Genomic DNA, 23,781 nt, shown 5'->3' with positions numbered 1-23,781 from the left:
CAGCACGAGCCGCTCGGTCTCGAGCCACGGCGTCACGGCGCGTCTTTCTTGGCGCGGCTCGGCTGCACGCGCGGCGGCTCACCGGGCATTTTCGGGTAATCGGGCGGAAACGGCAGCTCGGGCAGGCCGCGTTCGACGTCGGCGTCCCACAGCGCGATGGCCGCGTCGACGTCACCGACATGGTCGTTCATCGACTCCCCCGGCGCCCGCGCCCATGCGTCACCGTCCGCAGCGACGATGCCGGGCACGGTGCGCACCGTGAAGTCGGACGGCGTGACGTCACGCAGCTGCGACCACGCCACCGGCATCGAGACCGGCGCACCCGGCAGCGGCCGCGGCGAATACGCCGCGGCGATCGTCCGGTCGCGGTTCGCCTGGTTGAAGTCGACGAACACCTTCTCGCCGCGCAGCTCCTTCCACCACTCCGTCGTCACCAGATCGGGCAGCCGACGCTCCAACTCGCGCGCAATGCCGATGACACCGTGACGCACGTCGAGGAACTCCCGCGTCGGCGCGATGCGTGCATACACATGGACGCCACGGTTGCCGGACGTCTTGACGAACGGTGTGAACCCCAGCGACTCCATGAGCTCCTTGAGCGCGAACGCCGCCTCGACGGCATCAGCGAAATCGCGCCCCGGCTGCGGGTCGAGGTCGATGCGCAGCTCGTCAGGATTGTCGTTGTTCTCGGCGCGCACGGGCCACGGATGAAACGTCACCGTGTTCATCTGCACGCACCAGGCGAGCATCGCGGGCTCGTCGAGGACGAGCTGCTCGTGCGCCCGGGCGCTCGGGTACGTGCACATCACACTGCGCGCGTAACTCGGCGCACCCTTGGGCGGGTTCTTGCTGAAGAACGGCTTGTCCGCCAGCCCCTTCGGGTAACGCTCCAACGCGACAGGCCGATCGCCGCTCCAGCGCAGAAACGGCTCGGCCACGGCGAGCACATACTCGACGAGGTCGAGCTTCGTCACCCCGTCGTCGGGATAGACGACGCGATCGGGACTCGACACCCTGACGGTGCGCTCCTCGCCGTCGGGGCCGGGAATCTCGAGGGTCACTGCGGTGGACGCCATGCTCGAAGCGTAGGCGACGGATGCCCGCCCCGCGTTGCCTCGCCCCACTCGCCTTGGCAGGGTTGAGGCATGCCGTCCCCCTCCGCCTCCCGCGTGAGCGAGCCCGACCTGGGCCCGTTCTTCCGCGTGGATGCCATGACGCCGGGGGCGGATTGGCGGCCCCTCGGCGCCGACCTCGCGTCCCGTGGCGCCCTGGGCGCGTGGATCGACCGAGCTCGCGAGCGGACGGCCGCTGCCGGTTCTCTTCACTCCGATGATGTCGACGTCCGTGCGCTCGGCGCCGTCTTGCATCTCGGGGTGTGCGCGCGGGTGCTGTCACCGTGGATCGGGTCGGCGCTGCGGAATACACCCTCCGGGGGCTCGAGAGGTGCCTGCGTCCCCACGCTCGACCAACTGTTCTGGCAGGACGACGGCACGACCACGTTTCCGCTGGCGCTCTCCCCCGAATGGAGTGCCCGGCCGGCGCTCGCCACCCCCGTCGCACACGCCGCCAGCGACGCGAGCGTCGCCGTCAACACGAGCGTCGATCACTTCGCCCGCGCCCTCGTCGATCGACTGGCAATTCCCCTGACGTCGACCGCGCTGACGCCGTCAGCTTCGATTGCCTGGGGCAACGTGGCGTCGGCGCTCCATGGCGCGGCGCGCACCGTCGTCAGGGTCGATCCCGGCCAGTCGACGGCGGTGAGACAGATCGCCGATGCCTGCCTCACGGCACTGACCGCAGCCCGTGGCCGACCACTGACCGACGGCCGCATCGGGACAGTGAGCTTTCGCCGTCACAGCTGCTGTCAGCTCTATCGGCTGCCGGGCAACTCACGCGACACGGTCTGCGGCGACTGCGTCCTGCGGGAACGAACCGGCGCCCCGCGTGGTTGACGATGACGTGAGCCCGAACCGTTTGTCAGGCCGCCCCTGCTCGGGGGACGCTGCCAGCACCAGCGAGAGGGCTCACCGCTCGAGCGACGATGACTCGACACCCCACGGCCCGCCACTCGGCGGCGCCGACGCCCTCGTCCAGGAGGTTCTTCGATGAGCGACCCGACCACCCCGACGTCCGAGCAGGACTGGCGAGCCACGCTCTCCCCCGCCGAGTACGCCGTCCTGCGCGAGGGCGGCACCGAGCCGGCCTTCCGTGGCGAGTACACCGACACCGAGACCGAGGGCGTCTACGCGTGCCGCGCCTGCGGCGCCGAACTGTTCACGAGCCGCGAGAAGTTTCACAGCGGATGCGGCTGGCCCGCGTTCTTCGCGCCCGCCGATGCTGACGACGTCCGTCTCATCGAGGATCGCAGCCACGGCATGATACGCACCGAGGTGCGCTGCGCGAAGTGCGACAGCCACCTCGGCCACGTCTTCCGCGGTGAAGGTTTTTCGACGCCGACGGACGAGCGCTACTGCATCAACTCGATCAGCATGACGTTGCGGCCCGCCACGAACTGACGGTCGCCACGCCCGATCCTGACGTAGCCCCAACCCTGCCGCGGAGGATCTGCTCGAAAATTACGCATCTGCACGAGGAATGTGCCGCACACTCCTCGTGCAGATGCGCATTTCTCGTGCAGTTTGCGTCACCGCGCCCTGTCCGCCGGCCCACGCGCGAGCACGAGCGGCGCTCCAATCTCAGACCGCCCGCTCCCGCGCGACGCGATACGAGCGCACGAGCATCTCGGCGGCACGTCGCCCCTCCTCGAGGGCGTCCTCGTACGGTTCGCGAAGCATGAGCGCGAGCGTCCCGGCATAGATCGTCATGAGCGCTGACGCCAGGTGCGGCGCCGCCGCCCCTGCAACGGGTTCGCTGTACGCCAGCAGCCTGTCGCGCAGTAGCGCCGTTTCCTCCTCGAGCACGGCGCGCAGATCCGGGCCAGGGTTGACGATGGCGGCGCTCGTCCCGCTGAACGCGCACCACCGCTCGGGCAGGCGCTCCGCCTGGTAGGTCGCGAGCGCCGGCCACAGCGCGAGCAGGCGTTCCTCATCATCGGCGGCGGCGGCGATCGCGTCGTCCCACACCTGGGTCCAGATGTTCAGGCGACGTCGCAGCGCCGCGGCGATCAGCCCCTCCTTGTTGCCGAAGTGGGCGTAGAGGCTGGGCGGCGATGCGCCCGCGCGCTTGAGGATCGTGTCGACGGGCGTCGCGAAGGCACCTTCGATGAAGAGGAGCGAGTCGGCCGCGTCCAGCAGCCGTTCGCGCACGGGTGTTCGGGTGTTCACATCACCAGAATATAACGTGCGTTATCCTGGTGTCGATAACGCACGTTATATTCCCTCTGGCCACCCGCCCGTCGCGTCGCACGGGCAGGCCAGACCCGCGTCGCGCACGTCACGAGACGCCCGCACCCAGGGCGGCCGGCTCGTCGCCTGCGTCACGCACCGAGCACGAGGAGGCCGAATGAACACCCTGTACATCGACGGCGAATGGGTCGCCGCAGCGTCCGGCGAGAAGCGCACCATCACCTGCCCGGCCGACGGCAGCGAGGTCATCGTCGTGGACGAGGCCGGGGCCGAGGACGCGGCGAAGGCCATCGCCGCCGCACGTCGCGCGTTCGACTCGGGTGAGTGGCCGAACACGCCCGCCCCCGAGCGCGCCGCCCTGCTCGCGAAACTCGCCGACCTGCTGGAGCGGGACAAGGAGAAGGTCGCGCGCATGGAGTCGCAGGACACGGGCAAGCGCTACGCCGAGTCGCTCATCGACATGGACGACATCATCGGTGTCTTCCGCCACTTCTCGGCGCTGACGACGCAGCACGCCGGCCGCGTCGTCGAGACGGGCATGCCGGACGTGTCGAGCCGCGTCGTCACCGAGCCCGTGGGTGTGTGCTCGCTCATCACGCCGTGGAACTACCCGCTGCTGCAGACGGCGTGGAAGGTCGCACCGGCGCTCGCGGCGGGCAACACGTTCGTCCTCAAGCCCGCCGAACTGACGCCGCAGAGCGCGATGTGGCTCATGGACGCCCTCGCCGAGGCCGGCCTGCCCGCGGGCGTCGCGAACCTCGTCCTCGGCCCGGGCTCGAGCGTCGGCGTCGAGATGACGGAGAACGTGGAGGTCGACCTCGTCTCCTTCACCGGTGGCGTCGTCACCGGCCGCGCGATCATGGCCGCGGCCGCCCCGACGGTCAAGCGGGTCGCCCTCGAACTCGGCGGCAAGAACCCCAACGTCGTCTTCGCCGACGCCGACCTGCCCGCCGCCATCGACAACGCCCTGACCGCGATCATGCTCGACTCGGGCCAGGTGTGCTCCGCCGGTGCGCGTCTGATCGTCGAGGAGTCGATCCACGACGAGGTCGTCGACGAACTCGTGCGTCGCTGCGAGCTGATCCGCCTCGGCGGCCCGTTCGACGACGACGCCGAGACGGGCCCGCTCATCAGCGAGGCGCACCTCGAGAAGGTCGACGCCTACGTGCAGCGGGCCGTCGCCGACGGCGCCGTGCTGCGCACCGGAGGCAAGCGCGGCGAGGGTGAACTCGCGAACGGCTCCTACTACCTCCCGACGATCCTCGACGCGTGCGACGCCTCGATGGCGTGCGTCCACGACGAGTCGTTCGGCCCCGTCCTCACGGTCGAGACGTTCTCCGGCGCCACGCGCGAGGAGGCTGAGGACGCCGCCGTCGCCATCGCGAACGACACGATCTACGGCCTCGCCGGCGCGGTGTGGACGGAGAACGCCGGCCGCGCGGAGCGCGTCGCGAAGCGTTTGCGTCACGGCACGATCTGGATCAACGACTACCACCCCTATGTCCCGCAGGCCGAGTGGGGCGGCATGAAGCAGAGCGGCATCGGCCGCGAACTCGGTGAGGCCGGCCTCGGCGAGTACGTCGAGACCAAGCACATCTGGCACAACACGCGCCCCGCGCCCGCCGACTGGTTCTCCGGTCGCGAGCAGGCCTGAGCGCACCCACGACACCGAGACCGATCGAACGATCGAACGATCAGGAGAGACACCATGAAGAAGCATTATGACTACGTCATCGTCGGCGGTGGATCCGCCGGTTCCGCCCTCGCCAACCGCCTCTCGGCGGACGCCGGCACGAGCGTCCTCGTCCTCGAGGCGGGGCGCGCCGACTTCAAGTTCGACCCGCTCATCCACATGCCCGCAGCGCTCATGTTCCCCTCGGGCAACCCGCTGTACGACTACAAGTACGAGACCGACCCGGAGCCCTACATGGGCGGCCGCCGCGTCGCGCACACGCGCGGCAAGGTGCTCGGTGGCTCGAGCTCGATCAACGGCATGATCTTCCAGCGCGGCAACCCCGGCGACTACGAGAAGTGGGCGTCGTTCGAGGGCATGCAGGACTGGGACTACAAGCACTGCCTGCCGTACTTCAAGCGCATGGAGACGACGCTCGCCGGCGCTGACGCCTGGCGCGGCGGCTCCGGCCCCCTCGTGCTCGAGCGCGGCCCCGCGTCGTCGCCGCTGTTCCAGGCCTTCTTCGAGGCGACGCAGCAGGCCGGCTACGCGCTGACGGACGACGTCAACGGCTACCGCCAGGAGGGCTTCGCGCCCTTCGACCACAACACGTTCAACGGCTCGCGCATGAGCGCGTCGCGCTCGTACCTGTGGCCGATCAAGAACCGCAAGAACCTCGACATCGCGACGCTGTCGTTCGTCACGAAGCTGCGCTGGGACGGCAACCGTGTCACGGGTGTCGACTTCGTGCGCGGCGGCCGTCGTCACCACAGCGTCGACGCCGGCGAGGTCATCCTGTGCGGTGGAGCGTTCAACACCCCCCAGCTGCTGCAGCTTTCGGGCGTCGGCAACCCCGAGTACCTGCGCGAGGCCGGCGTGACGCCGCGCGTCGAACTGCCCGGAGTCGGCGAGAACCTTCAGGACCACCTCGAGGTGTACCTGCAGCACGAGTCGAAGCAGCCCGTCTCCATCCAGCCGTGGCTGAAGAAGTGGAAGGCCCCGTACATCGGTGCGCAGTGGCTGTTCCTCAACTCCGGTGTCGGCGCCTCCAACCACTTCGAGGCCGGCGGCTTCCTCCGCACGAACGAGGACGTCCAGTACCCCAACCTGATGTTCCACTTCCTGCCCGTCGCCGTCCGCTACGACGGCACCGGCGGTGACCACGAGCACGGCTACCAGGTGCACATCGGCCCGATGAACTCTGACGTGCGCGGTCACGTGCGCATCAAGAACGCCGACCCGAAGCAGCACCCGAGCATCCTGTTCAACTACCTGTCGACGGAGAACGACCGTCGCGAGTGGGTCGAGGTCGTGCGCACCGCGCGTCACATCCTGTCGCAGTCTGCGTTCGCCTCGTTCGACGGCGGCGAGATCAGCCCCGGGCCCGACTGCGCCACCGACCAGGAGATCATCGACTGGATCGCGAAGGACGCGGAGACCGCCCTGCACCCGAGCTGCTCGGTCAAGATGGGCACCGACGAGATGTCGTGCGTCGACCCGAACTCGATGAAGGTGCACGGCACCGAAGGCCTGCGCGTCGCCGACGCCTCGGTCTTCCCGAGCATCACGAACGGCAACATCTACGCGCCCGTCATGATGGTCGCCGAGCGCGCCGCCGACCTCATCGCCGGCAACACGATGCTCGAGCCGCAGGACCCGCCGGTCTACCGCGCGAAGGCCGGGATGCCGCTGTGGCCCCAGGGAGACGCGCGCAACGACGCCTGGGACGCCAAGGACGAGATCCCGAGCGCCGCGAAGGTGATGGCGGAGCAGCCGTGAGCAGCCCCGCCACCGTCAGCGCCGAGGACGAACAGGTCGTTGACCCCAAGGTCAAGCCTGTCGTCCTCGGCGGCACGGCCGTGTTCATCGTCCTCGTCGCCGGGTGGTGCCTCGTCGCCCCCAAGACCGCCGAGAAGCAGCTCGGTGATCTGACGGCGTGGATGGGCGACTGGTTCGGCTGGTTCTACATCCTGCTCGCGACGGCGACGCTCGTCTTCGTCGCGTACATCGCGCTGCGTCACCCGAAGGTGCGCATGGGCGCCGACTCGGACCGGCCCGAGTACTCCACGTTCTCGTGGGCATGCATGCTGTTCGCCGCCGGCATCGGCACGGACCTCATGTTCTTCGCGGTGGCCGAACCGGCGACGCAGTACCTCAACCCGCCGACCGGGAAGGGCGGCACCGTCGAATCCGCACGTGAGGCGACGGTCTGGACGCTGTTCCACTACGGCATCACCGGGTGGGGCATGTACACGCTGATGGGCCTCGCCCTCGGCTACTTCGCCCACCGCAAGGGGCTGCCGCTCGCCGTCCGTTCAGCGCTGTATCCGCTGTTCGGCAAGCGCATCAAGGGTGGCATCGGCAACGCAGTCGACATCGCCACCGTCCTCGGCACGATCTTCGGTGTCGCGACGAGCCTCGGCATCGGTGTCGTCATGCTCAACGTCGGCCTCGACGTGCTGTTCGGCGCGCCGCAGGGCCTGCCGGTGCAGATCGGCCTCGTCGTCCTCGCCGTCGTCATGGCGACGATCTCGGCGACGTCCGGCGTCGACAAGGGCATCCGCATCCTCAGCCAGCTCAACGTCATCCTGGCGCTGCTGCTCGCGGGTTGGGTGCTCGTGTTCGGCGACACGTCGTTCCTGCTGCGCGCCGCCGTCATGAACGTCGGCGACTTCGTCTCGATGTTCCCCGGCATGACGATGGACACGATGGCCTACGACTACCCCGCCGACTGGATGAACGGCTGGACGCTGTTCTTCTGGGCCTGGTGGATCGCGTGGGCGAGCTTCGTCGGCATGTTCCTCGCGCGCATCTCGAAGGGGCGCACGATCGGGCAGTTCGTCACCGGCACCCTGACGATCCCGTTCCTCTACATCGTCATGTGGGTGACGATGTTCGGCAACAGCGCGATCGAGCGCATCCGGGGCGGGGACGCGGCGTTCGGCGAATCGGCCGTCAACGCACCGGAGACGGGGTTCTTCGACCTGCTCCAGCAGTACCCGGCCGCGACGTTCATCATCGGGCTCGCGACGTTCGTCGGCTTGCTGTTCTACGTGACCTCGGCCGACTCCGGCGCGCTCGTCATGGCGAACCTTTCGTCGACGCTGCCCGACCCGGAGACGGACGCGAAGCCGTGGGTTCGCATCCTGTGGGCCGCCGCGACCGGTCTGCTGACGGTGGCGATGCTCGTCGTCGGCGGCATCAAGGCGCTGCAGTCGGCGACCGTCGTCATGGGGTTGCCGTTCGCGGTCGTCATGGTGCTCGTCATGATCGGGTTGCATCGCGCGCTCGAGGGCGAGCGGCGTCAGAGCGACGCGCTGCGTGCTTCGCTGCGCTCGTCGGTCGTGTCGGCGCCACCCGCGCCGACGCAGGGTTCGTGGCGCAACCGGCTGGCACGCCAGTTCGGCACCGTCTCGCTGCGCACCCTCGAGACGCGCATGACGAGTGTCGTCGAACCGGCCCTCGAGGAGGTCGCGGCCGAACTGCGCAACAGCGGCGTCGACGCCGTCGTCGGGAGGAACGCGGATCCGAGCCGTCACGTCGCGCGGACGGTGACGCTCACCGTCCACGCGCAGGAGCCCGGTTTCGACGACTTCCACTACTTCACGCACATCCGACGGGTGAAGGTCGCCTCGTACGGATCGCGCATGGTGGAGGCCGACGACACCTCGTGCCAGCTCGAGGTCGTCGTGCCCGGCGGCGGCACGTACGAGATCGACACGTACACGAAGGAACAGATCGCGCACGACGTGCTCGATCACTACCAGTGGTGGGTCGGCTCCGTCGACGCCGTCGCGACGGAGGCCGCCCGCTGACGCAGCCTCCCCCGCGTCGTTGAGGTGCTGACGTGACGGGACGCGGGAGGCCGCGGTGAGGCCGCATGACGAAGGCCCGGTTCGAGTGAGAACTCGAACCGGGCCTTCGGGGCCTTCGTCATGACCGGGCGACGATTGCCTCGCCCCGCGGGGCCTCGCGAGAGCGTCAGCGCAGACGCGAGACGAACTTGTCCATCGTCGTCATTGGGCCGGTGAAGAACGGGATCTCGTGACGCACGTGACGGCGCGCCTCGGTGTAGCGCATCTCGCGCATGAGGTCGAGGATGCGGTGCAGGTCGTCGGCCTCGAACGCGAGGATCCACTCGTAGTCGCCGAGACCGAACGAGGCGATTGTGTTGGCGCGCACGTCGGGGTACTCGCGCGCGGCCATGCCGTGGTCGTGGAGCATCTTCTTGCGCTCCTCGTCGGGCAGCAGGTACCAGTCGTAGCTGCGCACGAACGGGTAGACGCAGATGTACTCGCGGGCACGCTCGTCGGCCATGAACGCGGGGATGTGGCCGCGGTTGAACTCGGCGACACGGTGCATCGCCATGTTCGACCAGAACGGCGTGAGGTGACGCCCGAGCTGCGTCGCGAGGAATCCGCGGTAGGCGCTCTGCAGTTCGTCGACGGATTCGCTGTGCATCCACAGCATGAGGTCGGCCTCGGCGCGCAGGCCGGCGAGGTCGTAGGCGCCGCGGACGGTGACGCCCTTGTCGGCGAGCGAGTCCAAGAAAGCCTGCGCCTCGGCGGCGATGGCGTCGCGGTCGCCGTCGATCTCCTTGGAGACGGAGAAGACCGACCACATCGCGTACACGAGCGAACCATTGATGCGATCGACCATGACGTGCTTCGGTTCGGCCTTGCTCGCGGTGTCTGCGGGGGTGTTCGTCTCGGACGTCATCGTCCGCCTCCTTGTCGTCGCACTTCTTCGGATTCTGGTGGAAAGTCTAGGCGCGCGGCGCGCTCGAAGTGACGGCGCGATCCGCGGCCGCGCGGGCCGTCGCGACGCACGCGGGGATGCCGACACCGTGCATCGCAGCCCCTGCGACAGCGAGTCCGGGCAGGTCGGCGAGCGCGTCCTCAGCCCGTTCGATGCGCGCCAGGTGGCCCAGGGCGTACTGAGGCAGCCCGTCCCGCCAGCGCTGCACGTGCTGATCGCGCGGCGTCGGCAGCGGGTGGCCGAGGGCGTGCTCTAGGTCGGCCAGGCCCGCTGCGGCGAGGGCGTCGTCGCCCTCGTCGAGGATCGCGTCGTCGCGGTGGCGTCCGAGCGAGACCCGCACGTACGTGACGTCGGGGGCAGCCTCGGCGAGCCACGGCCACTTGATCGACGAGAACGTCGACGCCTTGATCGTGCGGCCGTCGACGGGCGGGACGAGGAAGCCCGTACCCTGCGGAAGCTGCTGTGCGACAGTCGAATCGAACGCGTAGGTGACGATGGCCATCGAGGCGTACTCGATCTCGGCGATCGCGTTGGCCGCCGCGGGGGCGAGGTCGGCGAGCAATCGGGCTGTGACGGGCGCCGGCGTCGCGAGGACGACGGCGTCGAACGTATGCGGCTCGGGCAGGCCGTCGACGTCGACCTCGACGTGCCAGCCGGCGCGGTGCGCGAGGGCGCGACGCAGGTCTGTGACGGTGGCCCCGGTGCGGATCGCCACTGCCCTGGCGTCGAGGGCTTCGCGAAGTTTCTCGGGCAACGACCCCATGCCCCCGGCGGGTGCGCCGAACACCTGGCGGGCGTCGATCGACGAAACGGCCGACGACGCGGCCGCAGCAGCCTGCGTCAGCGGGGTGCCGGCGCGCAGCGCGGCGTACAGGGCGGGGACGCAGGCGCGCGTCGACAGCTCGCGCGCGTGGCCGGCGTACACGCCACCGAGCAGCGGTTCTACCATGCGGTCGACGACGGCCGAGCCAAGTGCCTGCTCGACGGCGTCACCGACGCTGATGTCGGCGTCAGCATCGTCGAGGGTGAGGCTGACGGCCCGTTCGTCGGCGGCGCGCGCGACCTCGGCGTCGTCGAGGAGACCGGCGGCGGCGTGTGGGTCGGACGGGATGCCCATGAGCGTGCCCGCGGGCAGCGCCTCGAGCGAGCCGCGCGACCACAGCATCGCTGGAAAGCGTTGCGGGTGAACGGAATCGACGCCGAGCTCGGCGAGCAGCGCGACGACTTCGGGCCGACGCCAGAGCGCCGACTCGGCGCCGACGTCGACGGCGTGCCCGGCGATCACCTCTTGGCGCAGCTTGCCCCCGACGCGTTCGTCCGCGTCGAACACCGTCACCTGCGCGTCCGGGTGCGTCGTGCTGACGTGCCACGCTGCGACGAGCCCCGAGATGCCACCACCGATGATGCCGACCTTCATGTGATCCAGCATTTCACCTCGCATCCCCAGCCACGTCGTCGAGAGGCGCCTGCGGCCCAGATGGTGACGAAGGTCCTACGTGCGTACCCGCCGGCATCATTGCGCCGCCTCTGCGCCCCTGGACACGACGCGCACGAGACTCGACTCGCCCCTAGGGTGACGCCATGCGCACGCCCCACCCTACCGCCGACGTTCCAAAGCAGGGCATGCCCACACCGCCACCTGACGATGCGGCCTCGACCGGCGGCGTGCGGCGCCGTCACCGAACCTTGTCGAACCTGACGCCCACCGAGCAACTGCGCGCCGGGCGTCTCGGGCTGCGTCTGCCCCAGTTGTTCGTCGGCCTGACGCTGTACGGCGCCGCGATGGGTCTGTTCGTGCGCAGCCATGTCGGCCTCGACCCGTGGGACGTGTTCCACATGGGCGTCAGCGAACACACGGGGCTCGACATGGGCACCGTCACGATCATCACGTCGTTCGCCGTGCTGCTGTTGTGGGTGCCGCTGCGCCAATGGCCGGGGCTCGGGACGATCGCGAACTCCGTCTGGATCGGGCTCGCCCTCAACGCGACGCTCGCCGTCACGCCCGACGTGCACGGCGTCGCCTGGCAGGTGGCGGTCTTCGCGCTCGGGCTGGTCGTCAACGGCATCGGCGGTGCGATGTACATCGGCAGCCAGCTCGGCCCCGGCCCGCGCGACGGGTTGATGACAGGCCTGCACCACCGCACCGGTGCGAGCCTGCGGCTCATCCGCACCGGCATCGAGGTGAGCGTCCTCGTCATCGGGTGGCTGCTCGGCGGCGTCGTCGGGCTCGGCACCGTGGCCTACGCCCTGCTCATCGGCCCGCTCGTGCAGTTCTTCCTGCCGTGGTTCATCGTCGACCTGCACCGTGGAGCTGCTACGCCCCATGAAGACGTCGGCCCCGAAGCGCACTGAGCCACTCGCGCCGCCCTCCACCTTCACCGCGCTGCGCGCCTCCCGAGCGCAGCTGAGTCACTTCGTGCGACCCGCGTCGGTCAGGACTGACTCACGTGGCACGAAGTGACTCAACCGCAAGAACGAGCGCCGAACCTCAGGCACTCAGCCAGCGACGCACCCGCGGTGGCAGGTCGTCGCTACGGCGCGTCAGCGCGAACTGGTGCGCCGCGACGACGACGGCCGCAACGAGCAGACTCGCGCCGGCGAGCGTCGTGTCCCACATGACGGTGAGCGCGGACGCCACCCCGAGCGTCATGACGAGGTGGATGCGGCGGGTGCGCATCGCGAGCAGCACACCGCACGGCAGCACGGTGAACGCGTACCAGGAGTGCACGACGGGCGCGAGCAGGACGACTGCGGCGAACACTCCCGCGTTCGTCACCATCGCCGACGGCAGTTTGCCCGTCGGCCGGCGCAGCGCCGCCCAGATGACGAGGATGACGGCGAGACCCATGCCGGCGCCGCGGATGAGCGCCATCGCGAGGTCGCCGGCCTCGTCGCTGACGAAGCCGAAGAAGTAGCGGGGCAGGTAACCGAGAGCCGTGGGGATCGAGGCGGGCGTGACGACGACGCCCGGCACGCTGAGCGCGCGGATCCAGCCGACGCCGAGGCCATACGGGATGCCGCACAGCGCCGTCACGAGAGCCCCCAGCAGCCCCGCCTGTGCGAGGCGGGCGAAACGTCGACGCAGGTCGACGCCCACCGGCAATGACAACAACACGACGGGGACGACGGCCACGATGGCGGTGAACTTGACCCCTGCGGCGATACCGACGAAGACGGTGGCCCACACCCAGCGCCCCGCCGCTGCCCACACGAGCGCGACCGTGACGAGGCCCATGAGGAGCACGTCGTTGTGCTCGCCACCGAAACCGTGGGCGAGCATGAGCGGGGAGGCCAGCGTCAGGGCGCTCGCGAGCGCGGGGCTGACGTCGAGGCGACGCGCGAGACGCGGCACGGCCCAGGCGGCGAGGACGAGCCCGATGATGATCGGGACGCGCTGCAGCCACACGAGAACCGTCGGTTCCTTCACGACCTCGGTGCACAGGGCGCCCCACGTCAGGGGCAGCGGCCCGTATGGCGTCGGCGTGTAGCGCCAGATCGGGTCGACCATCGAGGTGAGCAGTTCGGGCATCTCCCCCGGGGAGACGACGTACGGGTCGCGGCCCGACTGCGTCAGCGCTCCCTGCGCGAGGTAGCTCCAGCCGTCGTGGGAGAACATCGGCGGCGCGATGAGCCACGGCAGGGCCCACAGTGCCGTCAGGCGCCTGACGACGGCCGTCGCCGCGCGTTGCGCGACGCCGTCGCGGGGCGTGTGCCGGGTGGCGCGCACGAGGTCGATCCAGGCCCACGCGAGCAACAGCATGCCGGCAGCGACGATGATCCAGCCCGCGACGCGCCCCAGCTGCTGCTGGTAGAGCCAGTGCAGCGGCGCGAGCACGTCGCGCACCGGGCCCGGCGGCAGGTCGTTCGTCATGAACCCGCCGAGCATGGCGAGCGCGGAGCCGACGACGCCGCGCGCCGTCAGCCCCTTGCTCGTCGTGAGCGCCTGGGCGGGGCGCTCAGCGCGCGGAAACGCTGTGGACACGCTCTACGACCCGAGTGACGACGTCGGGGTCGGTGCTCGGCAGGACGCCGTGACCGAGGTTGAAGATGTGGCCCTTCGCGCGCCGCCCGGCTGCGACGATCTCGTCGACACGCGCCGCGAGCGGCTCCCACGGCGCGAACAGCAGCGCCGGGTCGAGGTTGCCCTGCAGCGCGTACTGGTTGCCGGTGCGCTCGCGGGCCGCGTCGAGGCTGACGCGGAAGTCGACGCCCACGACGTCGGCGCCCGCCTCACCCATCGCACCGAGCAGCTCGCCCGTGCCGACGCCGAAGTGGATCTTCGGCACGTCGATGCCGGGCAGATCGTCGACGGCGGCGAGGGCCGTGCGGGAGTGGGGCTGGACGAAGCGCAGGTAGTCGTCGAGCGGCAAGTTGCCGACCCACGAGTCGAACAGCTGGATGGCGCTCGCGCCCGCTGCTGCCTGAACGCGCAGGAAGGCGCCCGAGATCTGCGCGAGGCGCGCGCACAGGTCGTTCCACAGCTGCGGATCGCCGTACATGAGCGCCTTGGTGTTCTCGTGGTTCTTCGACGGCCCACCCTCGATGAGGTACGACGCGAGCGTGAACGGCGCGCCGGCGAACCCGATGAGCGGAGTGCCACCGAGCTCGGCGGTGATGAGCTGCACCGACTCGGTGATGTCGGTGACCATGTCGGGCGTCAGCTCGGGCAGACGCTCGAGGTCGGCGCGCGTGCGGAACGGTTGGGCGACGACGGGGCCGACGCCCGCGACGATGTCGAGGTCGACACCGGCCGCAGCCAGCGGCACGACGATGTCGGAGAAGAAGATGGCCGCATCCACGTCGTGGCGGCGCACGGGCTGCAGCGTGATCTCGGTGACGAGGTCGGGGCGGCGGCACGACTCGAGCATCCCGACGCCCTCACGCACCTTGCGGTACTCGGGCAGCGAACGCCCCGCCTGCCGCATGAACCACACCGGCGTGTACGGCACCTCCTCGCCGCGGGCAGCCATGATGAGGACGGAGTTGCGCGGGTCTGCGTTCACTTCGGTCACGTCGTGGATTCTCTCACGCGCCCCTTGCCGCGACGCGGTGATCCGCGCGTCGAGGGTGTGACGTCTCACGCGGTGAGTGTCGACCGACGCACCACGAGTGGTAACAGCACGGCGCGTGGCGGCAGCGTGACGCGTGGCGGGAGCACGGCGAGTGGCCGCGGTGGTCCGTCGAGGTGCGTCGCACGCCCCGGAACCGCCCCTCCTGCGATCTGCGACCACATCTGCAATCTCGTCCCCTTCGGCGATTCCTGTTCCCTTTCGCGATTCTTGGCCACCCTCGCGATTCCTGTCCTCATCGGCGATTTCTGTCCACGTTCGCACGTCCGACATAGAGTCGCGCCTTGTCGGAGTCGCTCCCAGTCCGTCCCGCTCCTGCGGCGCGTCAGCCGCCCGCTCATGCTGGCCCCATGACGACCGACACGCCGACGCCGTACGCCGACGGCGCCGCACGTCCCGCTGACGAACTGCGCACCCCGCGCCTGACGCTGCGTCGATGGACGAATGACGACGTCGACGCCTCTCACACCGGCCGCGGCTACGTGACGGAGGCTGCGCGCGCCATCCTCGACGAAGCGCTCGCCGGCGGCCTGCGCCGCGTCGTCGCCGTCACCGATCTCGACAACCACGCCTCGCAGCGGGTGGCCCGCAGGATCGGCATGCACCACGTCGGCCGCGCACGCGTCCATGACGACCAGGAACTCGAGTTCTTCGTCAGCTGACGACGGACGCGCGCAGCGCCCGCGACGCGCACGGCGCCGAGCGGACGTCCCGTCACACCGTCACGAGAACAACGCCGACGACCGTCAGCGCCACCCCGACGAGCTGCACCATTCGCAGCCGCTCGGCAAGCACGACGCGGGCGAGGACGAGCGTCGCGACGGGGTACAGCGAGCCGAGCACGGCGACGATCGACACCTGCCCCTGCGCCGACGCCCCCGCGAACAGCAGGTTCGCCGTCAGGTCGCCCATGCCCAGCAGCGGCAGCACGAGCACGTCGCGGCGCGTCAGCGGTTCCCGGGCCAGCCCCCTGGAGCGCAAGGTGAACAGCGTCGGCAGCAGCAGCGTCAGCGACCCGCAACGCATCGCCAGCATGGCTCCCGACAGGTCGTGCCGCGCGCCACCGTCCATGCAATACAGCGACACCCCGAATCCGAGCGCGGAGATGCACGCGAGGACGACGGGGCGTCGTCCGACGTCGCCGCTCAGTTCCGGTCCGCTCGCGAGCACCGCGCCTGCGAGGGCCACGAGCAACCCGATACCGATCGCGGGCGTCCACGCGTCCCCGCGCACGAGGCCGAGGACGACGGGGACGATCGCGCCCAGCGCCGTGATCGGCGAGACGACACCCATCGTCCCGCTGGACAGCGCCGCATACAGACACATCAGCCCGACGGCACCGCTCAGCCCCGCGCCGACGCCCCACGTCGCCCACGACGTCCAGTCGGACGAGCCGTGCGTGCCGGAGAGGGAGACGACGCCGAAGAAGATCAGTGCCGCGACGAGTCCCCCGAGCTGCGACAGGGCCACCACCTTGACGGGGTGGAAGCGTTTCGCCCACAGCCCGCCCACGAAGTCGGCCGTGCCCCACACGGCGGAGGAGAGCAGCGCCACGAACGTCACCATTCGCGCCACTCTAGGGCCATACGCCCGGCGAGACCCCAGCGCACCGCCTGTCCCCATCTGCGATTTTCGTCCACATTCACTCCTGGTGAATGTGGACGAAAATCGCAGATGGGGACAGGAATCGCCGATGGGTCCGGGCGGGGCCCTTGACGACCCGCGCGGCGTGGCTCCCAGGTTTCGCGTGATAACGCCCCTAGGGTTACCGCCATGGGCATGCACACGTTGAGGCACGATGACGCGACGTATTTCGCCGACGTCGTCGAAACGGTCAAGGCCGCCGCCGTGCGCCCGCAGGTGCACCTCACCGAGGTGCCCGCGCCGCGTCGCATCGCCCCGCACGCCGTCGCGTTCTCGGCGGAGGTCGTCGACCCCAAGAACGCTGACGACGTCCTCGGCACCGGCCGTTTCGTCCTGCTGCACGACCCCGCCTCCCCCGAGGCGTGGCACGGTACCTGGCGCATCGTGACGTTCGCGCGCGCCGAACTCGAATCCGAGATGGCGACCGACCCTGCGCTCGGCGCCGTCGGTTGGGACTGGCTCCTCGAATCGCTCAAGGACGCAGACGCGACCTACTCCGCGGAGGCCGGCACTGTCACCCGTGTCGTCAACGAGAGCTTCGGCGGTCTCGGCGAGCGCCCCTCCAGCGTCGAACTCGAGGTCCGTGCGTCATGGACGCCCGACGAGTCGAACATCGCCGCGCACCTGCTCGGCTGGTCGAACCTCATGTGCACCGTCGCCGGTCTGCCCCCCGTTCCGGAAGGTGTGACGGCGCTTCCCGGGCGCTTCTGATCCATGAACGACTCCCCCACCTCACGACCCGCGGCGCACCGCGACGAAGCCCCGCCAGCGCGGCGAGCGAGCGCCGAGCCTGTATCGGCCCGCTCTTCCTCGAGTGAATCCCCGGAACCGCAGGAAACGCCTGCGTACCCCCTCCTCGAAGCACCGGCGGACGGCGTCCCGGACGTCATCACGACCGCTGCTCAACTCAAGGAATGCTGCGCCGCCATTCGTGCTGGCCACGGCCCGGTCGCCATCGACGCCGAGCGCGCCTCGGGTTTCCGCTACGGCAACGACGCCTATCTCGTGCAGTTGCGCCGCGAGGGCGCGGGTACGTGGCTCATCGACCCCGTCCCGCTCAACGATCTGAGCAGCCTCAACACCGCGATCGGCAGTGCCGAGTGGGTGCTGCACGCCGCGACGCAGGATCTGCCGTGCCTCAAGGCCCTCGGTCTGCGCCCGCGCAAGCTGTTCGACACCGAACTCGGCTCACGTCTCGCGGGTCTGCCGCGCGTCGGCCTCGCCGCCGTCACCGAGCACTTCGTCGGTGTGACGCTCGCGAAGGAGCACTCGGCGGTCGACTGGTCGACGCGCCCCCTGCCGCACGATTGGCTCGTCTATGCGGCGCTCGACGTGGAGCGGCTCGTCGAGGTGCGTGACGCGCTCGCCGCTGACCTCGAGGCGCAGGGCAAGGCCGAGTGGGCGCGTCAGGAGTTCGAGGCACTGCTCGACTTCGAGGGCCCGACGCCGAAGAAGGAGCCGTGGCGACGCACGTCCGGCCTGCACGCCCTGCGTGATCTGCGTCAGCTCGCCCGCGTTCGCGCCCTGTGGCAGACGCGCGAGGACATCGCGCAACGCCGCGACACGACGCCCGGGCGCGTTTTGCCCGACGCCCTCATCATCGACCTCGCACGACGCAACCCGCACGACACCTCCGGCCTCGTCGGCCCGCCCGCCATCCGCCCGCGCGTCGGTGACGGTTCCGCGCGACGCCGCCGTCCGCGTCCTGCGCACCGGGGTCTCGCGCGCTACGGCGAGCGTTGGCTCGCGGCGCTGAAGGCCGCCGACGCCTTGCCGAACCGCGAGCTGCCGACGGCGACGCAGCGAACCTCGGCTCCCCCGCCGATCCGCGCGTGGCATGACAAGAACCCGGCAGCGGCCGGGCGTCTTGACGACGTCCGTTACGGCTTGCAGCGCTTCAGCGAGGAGCGTCGCGTACCCGTCGAGAATCTCGTGACGCCCGATCTGCTGCGCCGCGTCATCTGGTCACCGCCCGCCGACACGAGCGAGGACGGCTGGCACGCGGCGCTGAGCGCCGGCGGAGCTCGCCCGTGGCAGTGCGACATCGTCGCTCCGCTGCTCGCCGAGGCGGCTCTCGACCACCCGTCGCGCTGACGCCCTGCACGCCCGGCCCACGGGTCCCCGCCGTGCCTGCACGCCCACCGAACGCCCGCTGCAGCTGCGTCACGTGCCGCTGCGTGCGGTCAGTCAGGACTGACGCACGCAGCGCCGGGTGACTCACCCAGCCCCCTCCCGTGCACGAATCCACCCCCTTTCGTACTCAGCGGTAACAAAGCGCGTTAGCCTGGGCACGTCAGCTTCGTCTAGCTTCGGGAGGCATCGTGCCCCGCACGCTCCATGAGGTCGTCTTCGTCGACGGTGTTCGCACGCCGTTCGGCAAGGCCGGTGAGAAGGGCATGTACGCCCAGACCCGCGCCGACGACCTGGTCATCAAGTGCATTCGTGAACTCATGCGCCGTCAGCCGAACCTGCCGCCGGAGCGCGTCGACGAGGTCGCCATCGCGGCCACGACGCAGATCGGCGACCAGGGTCTGACGATCGGGCGCATGGCTGCTCTGTTGTCGGGCCTGCCCAAGTCGGTGCCCGGTTACGCCATCGACCGCATGTGCGCGGGCGCGATGACGGCCGTGACGACGTCCGCGTCCGGCATCGCGTTCGGCGCGTACGACGTCGTCATCGCCGGTGGTGTCGAGCACATGGGCCGTCACCCCATGGGTGAGGGCACCGACCCGAACCCGCGCATCGTCGCCGAGAAGCTCGTCGACCCGAGCGCCCTGGTCATGGGCAAGACGGCCGAGAACCTGCACGACCGTTACCCGGCGATCACGAAGGAGCGCTGCGACGCGTTCGCCGTCGCCAGCCAGAACAAGCTCGCGAAGGCGTACGCGGAGGGCAAGATCCAGCAGGATCTCGTTCCCGTCGCGACGCGCAACGTCGAGAAGGGCTGGGGCCTGGCCACGGCCGACGAGCCGCCGCGCCCCGGCACGACCGTCGAGGAACTGGCCAAGCTGAAGACGCCGTTCCGTGCGCACGGCAACGTGACGGCCGGTAACGCGGCTGGTCTCAACGACGGTGCGACGGCGTGCATCCTCGCCTCCGAGGAGAGCGCGCAGGAGCTCGGCCTGCCCGTCGGCATGCGCCTGGTCGACTTCGCGTTCGTCGGCGTCGACCCCGAGGTCATGGGCATCGGCCCCGTCCCGGCCACCGAGAAGGCTCTCGCCAAGGCGGGCCTGACGATCGACGACATCGACCTGTTCGAACTCAACGAGGCCTTCGCCGTGCAGGTGCTGGCCTTCCTCGACCACTTCGGCATCGACGCCGACGACGAGCGCGTCAACGCCTACGGCGGCGCCATCGCGACGGGTCACCCGCTCGCGAGCTCCGGCGTGCGTCTCATGACGCAGCTGTCGCGCCAGTTCGCCGAGCACCCCGAGGCGCGCTACGGCGTCACCGCGATGTGCATCGGCATCGGCATGGGTGGCTGTGTCATCTGGGAGAACCCCAACCACCCTGACTACGGCAAGGAGAAGACGGCCTGATGAGCGACAACCAGACTCAGTCGAGCGCCGAGAACGCGCGCGCCGAGGTCGTCACGCACGCCCTCAGCCAGGACATCACGCTGCCGTCGACCGACGGCAAGGGCGCCGGGACGTTCGTGCTCGTCACCCTCGACAACGGCTTCGACCACACGAAGCCGAACAGCTTTGGCCCACAGGGCCTCGCGGAGCTGGAGAAGGCCGTCGACGCCGCCGCCGAGCGCGCCGCGAAGGGCGAGATCGTCGGTTTCGGTGTGACGGGCAAGCCGTTCATCATGGCCGTCGGCGCCGACCTCATGGCGTTGCCGTCGATCACCGACCGTGAGCAGGCCGTCGACATCGCCGAGCAGGGTCACCGCGTCTTCTCGAAGATCGCCGACCTCGACGTGCCGACGTTCGCGTTCGTCAACGGCGCATCGATGGGTGGTGGCGTCGAGATCGGTCTCTACTGCGACTACCGCACGATGAGCGCCGACGTGCCCGCCTACTCGCTGCCCGAGTGCTTCCTCGGCCTCGTGCCCGGCTGGGGCGGCACGTACCTGCTGCCGAACCTCATCGGCGTGGAGAACGCGCTGCAGCTCATCATCACGAACCCGCTGAGCAACAACAAGATGGCGACGGGTGCCCAGGCGTTCAAGCTGGGTGTCGCCGACGAGCTGCTCGCCCCCGTCACGTTCCTCGAGGACTCCCTCGCCTTCGCGGCCGCCGTCATCAGCGGCGAGAAGAAGGTCGAGCGCCCGGAGGTCAACAAGGACGAGGCCGCGTGGAAGGCCGCGTGCGACAAGGCCCGCGCCTTCACGATGCAGAAGACCGGTGGCGCCGCCCCCGCTCCGCTGCGCGCCATCGACCTCGTCGAGGCCGCCCGCACGAACACGCGGGCGCAGGGCTTCGCCGGTGAGGACCAGGCGCTCGGCGACCTCATCATGAGCGACGAACTGCGCGCCGGTCTGTACGCGTTCAACCTCGTCCAGAAGCGTGCGAAGCGACCCGCTGGTGCGCCGGACAAGGCGCTCGCGCGCAAGGTGACGAAGGTCGGCGTCGTCGGCGCCGGTCTCATGGCCAGCCAGATGGCGCTGCTGTTCATCCGCCGCCTCGACGTGCCCGTCATCATGACGGACCTCGACCAGGCACGCGTCGACAAGGGTGTCGGCTACGTCCACGACGAGATCGACAAGCTGCTCGCCAAGGGCCGCATCTCGCAGGACAAGGCGAACCGTCTCAAGGGCCTCATCACGGGTTCGACGAGCAAGGACGGCTTCGCGGACGCCGACTTCGTCATCGAGGCCGTCTTCGAAGAGATGGGTGTCAAGAAGAGCGTCTGGGCCGAGGTCGAGCAGATCGTCACGCCCGAGTGCGTCCTCGCGACGAACACCTCCTCGCTGTCGATCACCGAGATGGCAGCGGACCTGAAGCACCCCGAGCGGGTCGTCGGGTTCCACTTCTTCAACCCCGTCGCCGTCATGCCGCTGCTGGAGATCATCCGCGGCGAGAAGACGGACGACGCGACGCTCGCCACGGCGTTCGCCACCGGCAAGTCGCTGAAGAAGACGTGCATCCTCGTGAAGAACTCCCCCTCGTTCGTCGTGAACCGCCTCCTCGGCCGGTTCATGGGCGAGGCGGGCAAGATCGTCGATGAGGGCACGCCCGTCGAGGTCGTCGAGAAGGCGTTCGCCGGTGTCACCCCGATGCCGCCGTTCATGCTCATCTCGCTCGTCGGCCCCGCCATCGCGCTGCACAACTCGGAGACGCTGCACGGCGCCTTCCCGGAGCGCTTCTACGTCTCGCCGAACCTCGCGAAGGTCGTCGAGGAGAAGATCCCGAGCTTCTACGGCGCCGACGGCAAGCTCGACGACTCGATCTTCGAGAAGTTCAGCAAGCCGGCGGACGCGAAGGTGCTCAGCGAGGAGCAGGTGCGCGAGCAGGCCCTGTCGGCCCTGGCCGACGAGACCCGTCGCATGCTCGACGAGGAGGTCGTCGCGGCCCCGATGGACATCGACCTCGCGATGATCACCGGCGCCGGCTTCCCGTTCTGGAACGGTGGCGTGACGCCGCTGCTCGACCGCACCGGCATCGCCGAGAAGGTCACCGGTCAGCGCTTCCTGCCGAAGGGCGCCGCGAGCGTCGCCCGCTGATCGCGGTCTGACGGCGGCGTGAGCCGCCCACGCGGGGCGTACCTCTTGACGGGGTGCGCCCCGCACCCGCGTCTCGACACGCCGACCGCGACGATTCGGGGCGCTCGCGGCGGTGGCATACCATCGTTGAATCGCTGCGCATCGGCGAACCGCGACCGGCCGCACGGCCCGGTCGGCCGGCTCGCACCGGTGCGCGTGGGAATGACGGGGTGAACCGCAGTGTTCTTCCCGCCGACGCGTGACGTGCCCCCGGGTCGCGTCGCCGCTCGTCACACCTCGGCGTGATGGGTTCATCTGCACCAACTGATTCGGAGATTGTCACTGTGTCCAGCAACGCGCCCCTGAACCTTCGGATCATCGGCGGCAAGCAGCTGTCCGGGTCTATCGACGTGCGCACGAGCAAGAACGCCGCCGTCGCCTGCCTGTGCGCCGCGATGCTGAACAAGGGGCGCACGACGCTGCGCAACCTCGCGCGCATCGAAGAGGTCAACCGCATCACCGAGGTGCTCGACTCCATCGGCGTGCAGACGCGCTGGCTGCCGGGCACGAGCGACCTCGAGATCACGCCGCCCGCCAAGATCGACCTGTCGACGATCGACGAGGTCGCGGCGCGCCGCACCCGCACGATCCTCATGTTCCTCGGCCCGCTCATGCACGAGTTCGACTCGTTCGAGCTGCCCAACGCCGGCGGGTGCGACCTCGGTGCGCGCACCGTCGAGCCGCACCTGCACGCGCTGCGCGCGTTCGGCATGGAGGTCGTCGCGAAGGACGGGTACTACAACGTCGAGGTCAACAACTCGATCCGCCCGACGAAGCCGATCGTCCTCATCGAGCGCGGCGACACCGTCACCGAGAACGCCCTGTTCGCCGCAGCCCGCTACGAGGGCACGACGATCATCCGCAACGCCTCGAGCAACTACATGGTCCAGGATCTGTGCTTCTTCCTCGAGAAGCTCGGCGTGACGATCGAGGGCATCGGCACGACGACGCTCAAGATCACCGGCGTCGCCGAGATCAACGAGGACGTCGAGTACTTCCCGAGCGAGGACCCGATCGAGGCGATGAGCCTCATCGCAGCCGCCATCGTCACGAAGTCCGAGATCACGATCAAGCGCGTGCCGATCGAGTTCATGGAGATCGAACTGGCCATCCTCGAGGAGATGGGCTTCCAGTACGAGATGAGCGACGAGTACACCTCGGACAACGGCTTCACGCGCCTCGTCGACATCACGACGAAGCCGGGCCCGCTCAAGGCGCCGACGGACAAGATCCACCCGCTGCCCTTCCCCGGCCTCAACATCGACAACCTGCCGTTCTTCGCCGTCATCGCTGCGTGCGCCGAGGGCAAGACGCTCATCCACGACTGGGTGTACGAGAACCGCGCGATCTACCTCAACGAGCTGACGAAGATCGGTGCGACGGTGCACCTCATGGACCCGCACCGGGTCATGATCGAAGGCCCCGCCAAGTGGCGCGCCGCCGAGGTCATGTGCCCGCCCGCGCTGCGCCCCGGCGTCGTCATCCTGCTCGGCATGCTCGCCTGCCCCGGCACCTCGACGCTGCGCAACATCTACGTCATCAACCGTGGCTACGAGGAGCTCGACGAGCGTCTCAACGCCCTCGGCGCCGACATCACGAGCTTCCAGGACTGATGCTCGACGGCTG

Annotated in this window: 18 protein-coding genes and 1 pseudogene; 12 read left to right on the top strand and 7 right to left on the bottom strand. The window is 69.5% G+C overall.

All coding sequences use genetic code 11. The features are described from left to right. Positions 1 to 32: 32 nt before the first annotated feature. On the bottom strand, positions 33 to 1,076 hold the full coding sequence (gene ligD, locus HMPREF0321_RS06920) for a non-homologous end-joining DNA ligase (RefSeq protein WP_040014632.1): 1,044 nt from the start codon (positions 1,074 to 1,076) through the stop codon (positions 33 to 35). 69 nt (positions 1,077 to 1,145) lie between these two features. Here ligD and HMPREF0321_RS06915 point away from each other — a divergent pair, with 69 nt between their 5' ends. Beyond that, a complete protein-coding gene (locus tag HMPREF0321_RS06915; protein WP_006945304.1) occupies positions 1,146 to 1,952 on the top strand; it encodes a (2Fe-2S)-binding protein in 807 nt (268 codons plus the stop codon). Positions 1,953 to 2,105: 153 nt separating this feature from the next. Continuing rightward, positions 2,106 to 2,516, top strand: a complete 411-nt coding sequence (gene msrB, locus HMPREF0321_RS06910; protein WP_006945288.1) for a peptide-methionine (R)-S-oxide reductase MsrB — start codon at positions 2,106 to 2,108, stop codon at positions 2,514 to 2,516. Between the two features lie 180 nt (positions 2,517 to 2,696). On the opposite strand, the gene HMPREF0321_RS06905 is transcribed toward msrB, so the two are convergent. Continuing rightward, a complete protein-coding gene (locus tag HMPREF0321_RS06905) occupies positions 2,697 to 3,284 on the bottom strand; it encodes a TetR/AcrR family transcriptional regulator (RefSeq protein ID WP_006945215.1) in 588 nt (195 codons plus the stop codon). A gap of 178 nt (positions 3,285 to 3,462) precedes the next feature. On the opposite strand from HMPREF0321_RS06905, the gene HMPREF0321_RS06900 reads away from it, so the two are divergent. Genes HMPREF0321_RS06900 through betT form a run of 3 tightly spaced genes read left to right on the top strand, consistent with a single transcriptional unit; the run spans position 3,463 to position 8,792 of the window. After that, entirely contained in the window at positions 3,463 to 4,959 is a 1,497-nt protein-coding gene (locus tag HMPREF0321_RS06900; protein ID WP_006945275.1) for an aldehyde dehydrogenase family protein, read from the top strand. A gap of 54 nt (positions 4,960 to 5,013) precedes the next feature. Then, positions 5,014 to 6,756: a choline dehydrogenase gene (gene betA, locus HMPREF0321_RS06895; protein WP_006945298.1), complete on the top strand. Its 1,743-nt coding sequence runs from the start codon at positions 5,014 to 5,016 to the stop codon at positions 6,754 to 6,756. Continuing rightward, entirely contained in the window at positions 6,753 to 8,792 is a 2,040-nt protein-coding gene (betT, locus tag HMPREF0321_RS06890) for a choline BCCT transporter BetT (protein WP_006945276.1), read from the top strand. Before betA ends, betT begins: the two co-directional genes overlap by 4 nt. A gap of 166 nt (positions 8,793 to 8,958) precedes the next feature. Here the strand turns inward: betT and hemQ are convergent, their stop codons facing one another. Together hemQ and hemG are read right to left on the bottom strand one after the other, a co-directional pair. Then, complete coding sequence (hemQ, locus tag HMPREF0321_RS06885; protein WP_231729452.1) at positions 8,959 to 9,636, bottom strand: hydrogen peroxide-dependent heme synthase; 678 nt, start codon at positions 9,634 to 9,636, stop codon at positions 8,959 to 8,961. A gap of 106 nt (positions 9,637 to 9,742) precedes the next feature. Continuing rightward, entirely contained in the window at positions 9,743 to 11,152 is a 1,410-nt protein-coding gene (hemG, locus tag HMPREF0321_RS06880) for a protoporphyrinogen oxidase (RefSeq protein WP_197418861.1), read from the bottom strand. Positions 11,153 to 11,358: 206 nt separating this feature from the next. Here hemG and HMPREF0321_RS06875 point away from each other — a divergent pair, with 206 nt between their 5' ends. Continuing rightward, positions 11,359 to 12,087 carry a YitT family protein gene (locus HMPREF0321_RS06875; protein WP_006945201.1) on the top strand — a complete coding sequence of 243 codons (729 nt, stop codon included), beginning with the start codon at positions 11,359 to 11,361 and terminating at the stop codon, positions 12,085 to 12,087. A gap of 136 nt (positions 12,088 to 12,223) precedes the next feature. On the opposite strand, the gene mptB is transcribed toward HMPREF0321_RS06875, so the two are convergent. Then, positions 12,224 to 13,717: a polyprenol phosphomannose-dependent alpha 1,6 mannosyltransferase MptB gene (mptB, locus tag HMPREF0321_RS06870; RefSeq protein WP_006945291.1), complete on the bottom strand. Its 1,494-nt coding sequence runs from the start codon at positions 13,715 to 13,717 to the stop codon at positions 12,224 to 12,226. Further along, entirely contained in the window at positions 13,692 to 14,705 is a 1,014-nt protein-coding gene (gene hemE, locus HMPREF0321_RS06865; RefSeq protein ID WP_231729451.1) for a uroporphyrinogen decarboxylase, read from the bottom strand. The genes mptB and hemE overlap by 26 nt, the downstream gene beginning before the upstream one ends. Before the next feature lie 449 nt (positions 14,706 to 15,154). Here hemE and HMPREF0321_RS14835 point away from each other — a divergent pair, with 449 nt between their 5' ends. Then, positions 15,155 to 15,466, top strand: coding sequence for a GNAT family N-acetyltransferase (locus tag HMPREF0321_RS14835; protein ID WP_006945234.1), 312 nt, complete (start codon positions 15,155 to 15,157; stop codon positions 15,464 to 15,466). 52 nt (positions 15,467 to 15,518) lie between these two features. Here HMPREF0321_RS14835 and HMPREF0321_RS06855 read toward each other — a convergent pair whose 3' ends face one another. Continuing rightward, complete coding sequence (locus HMPREF0321_RS06855; protein WP_006945299.1) at positions 15,519 to 16,370, bottom strand: EamA family transporter; 852 nt, start codon at positions 16,368 to 16,370, stop codon at positions 15,519 to 15,521. 207 nt (positions 16,371 to 16,577) lie between these two features. Here HMPREF0321_RS06855 and HMPREF0321_RS06850 point away from each other — a divergent pair, with 207 nt between their 5' ends. The 5 genes and pseudogenes from HMPREF0321_RS06850 to HMPREF0321_RS06830 form a co-directional block, all read left to right on the top strand. Continuing rightward, entirely contained in the window at positions 16,578 to 17,159 is a 582-nt protein-coding gene (locus HMPREF0321_RS06850) for a DUF3000 domain-containing protein (RefSeq protein ID WP_006945278.1), read from the top strand. A gap of 3 nt (positions 17,160 to 17,162) precedes the next feature. Beyond that, on the top strand, positions 17,163 to 18,542 hold the full coding sequence (locus HMPREF0321_RS06845; RefSeq protein WP_006945306.1) for an HRDC domain-containing protein: 1,380 nt from the start codon (positions 17,163 to 17,165) through the stop codon (positions 18,540 to 18,542). Positions 18,543 to 18,769: 227 nt separating this feature from the next. Further along, positions 18,770 to 19,987 carry a thiolase family protein gene (locus HMPREF0321_RS06840; RefSeq protein ID WP_006945282.1) on the top strand — a complete coding sequence of 406 codons (1,218 nt, stop codon included), beginning with the start codon at positions 18,770 to 18,772 and terminating at the stop codon, positions 19,985 to 19,987. Beyond that, a complete protein-coding gene (locus HMPREF0321_RS06835; protein ID WP_006945279.1) occupies positions 19,987 to 22,116 on the top strand; it encodes a 3-hydroxyacyl-CoA dehydrogenase NAD-binding domain-containing protein in 2,130 nt (709 codons plus the stop codon). The genes HMPREF0321_RS06840 and HMPREF0321_RS06835 overlap by 1 nt, the downstream gene beginning before the upstream one ends. A gap of 305 nt (positions 22,117 to 22,421) precedes the next feature. Next, a pseudogene (locus HMPREF0321_RS06830) lies at positions 22,422 to 23,768 on the top strand (UDP-N-acetylglucosamine 1-carboxyvinyltransferase); the annotation flags it as partial. Positions 23,769 to 23,781: the final 13 nt, after the last annotated feature.

The organism is Dermacoccus sp. Ellin185 (genome assembly GCF_000152185.1).
In the GTDB taxonomy this organism is placed as follows: domain Bacteria; phylum Actinomycetota; class Actinomycetes; order Actinomycetales; family Dermatophilaceae; genus Dermacoccus; species Dermacoccus nishinomiyaensis.
This window is presented reverse-complemented; position numbering and strand designations above follow the sequence as displayed.

Excerpts from the sequence above, each read along its gene's own strand:
- ligD (WP_040014632.1), bottom strand. The coding sequence starts at position 1,076 with ATGGCGTCCACCGCAGTGACCCTCGAGATTCCCGGCCCCGACGGCGAG.
- HMPREF0321_RS06915 (WP_006945304.1), top strand. The coding sequence starts at position 1,146 with ATGCCGTCCCCCTCCGCCTCCCGCGTGAGCGAGCCCGACCTGGGCCCG.
- msrB (WP_006945288.1), top strand. The coding sequence starts at position 2,106 with ATGAGCGACCCGACCACCCCGACGTCCGAGCAGGACTGGCGAGCCACG.
- HMPREF0321_RS06900 (WP_006945275.1), top strand. The coding sequence starts at position 3,463 with ATGAACACCCTGTACATCGACGGCGAATGGGTCGCCGCAGCGTCCGGC.
- betA (WP_006945298.1), top strand. The coding sequence starts at position 5,014 with ATGAAGAAGCATTATGACTACGTCATCGTCGGCGGTGGATCCGCCGGT.
- hemQ (WP_231729452.1), bottom strand. The coding sequence starts at position 9,636 with ATGGTCGATCGCATCAATGGTTCGCTCGTGTACGCGATGTGGTCGGTC.
- hemG (WP_197418861.1), bottom strand. The coding sequence starts at position 11,152 with ATGAAGGTCGGCATCATCGGTGGTGGCATCTCGGGGCTCGTCGCAGCG.
- HMPREF0321_RS06875 (WP_006945201.1), top strand. The coding sequence starts at position 11,359 with ATGCCCACACCGCCACCTGACGATGCGGCCTCGACCGGCGGCGTGCGG.
- hemE (WP_231729451.1), bottom strand. The coding sequence starts at position 14,705 with ATGGCTGCCCGCGGCGAGGAGGTGCCGTACACGCCGGTGTGGTTCATG.
- HMPREF0321_RS14835 (WP_006945234.1), top strand. The coding sequence starts at position 15,155 with ATGACGACCGACACGCCGACGCCGTACGCCGACGGCGCCGCACGTCCC.
- HMPREF0321_RS06855 (WP_006945299.1), bottom strand. The coding sequence starts at position 16,370 with ATGGTGACGTTCGTGGCGCTGCTCTCCTCCGCCGTGTGGGGCACGGCC.
- HMPREF0321_RS06850 (WP_006945278.1), top strand. The coding sequence starts at position 16,578 with ATGGGCATGCACACGTTGAGGCACGATGACGCGACGTATTTCGCCGAC.
- HMPREF0321_RS06845 (WP_006945306.1), top strand. The coding sequence starts at position 17,163 with ATGAACGACTCCCCCACCTCACGACCCGCGGCGCACCGCGACGAAGCC.
- HMPREF0321_RS06835 (WP_006945279.1), top strand. The coding sequence starts at position 19,987 with ATGAGCGACAACCAGACTCAGTCGAGCGCCGAGAACGCGCGCGCCGAG.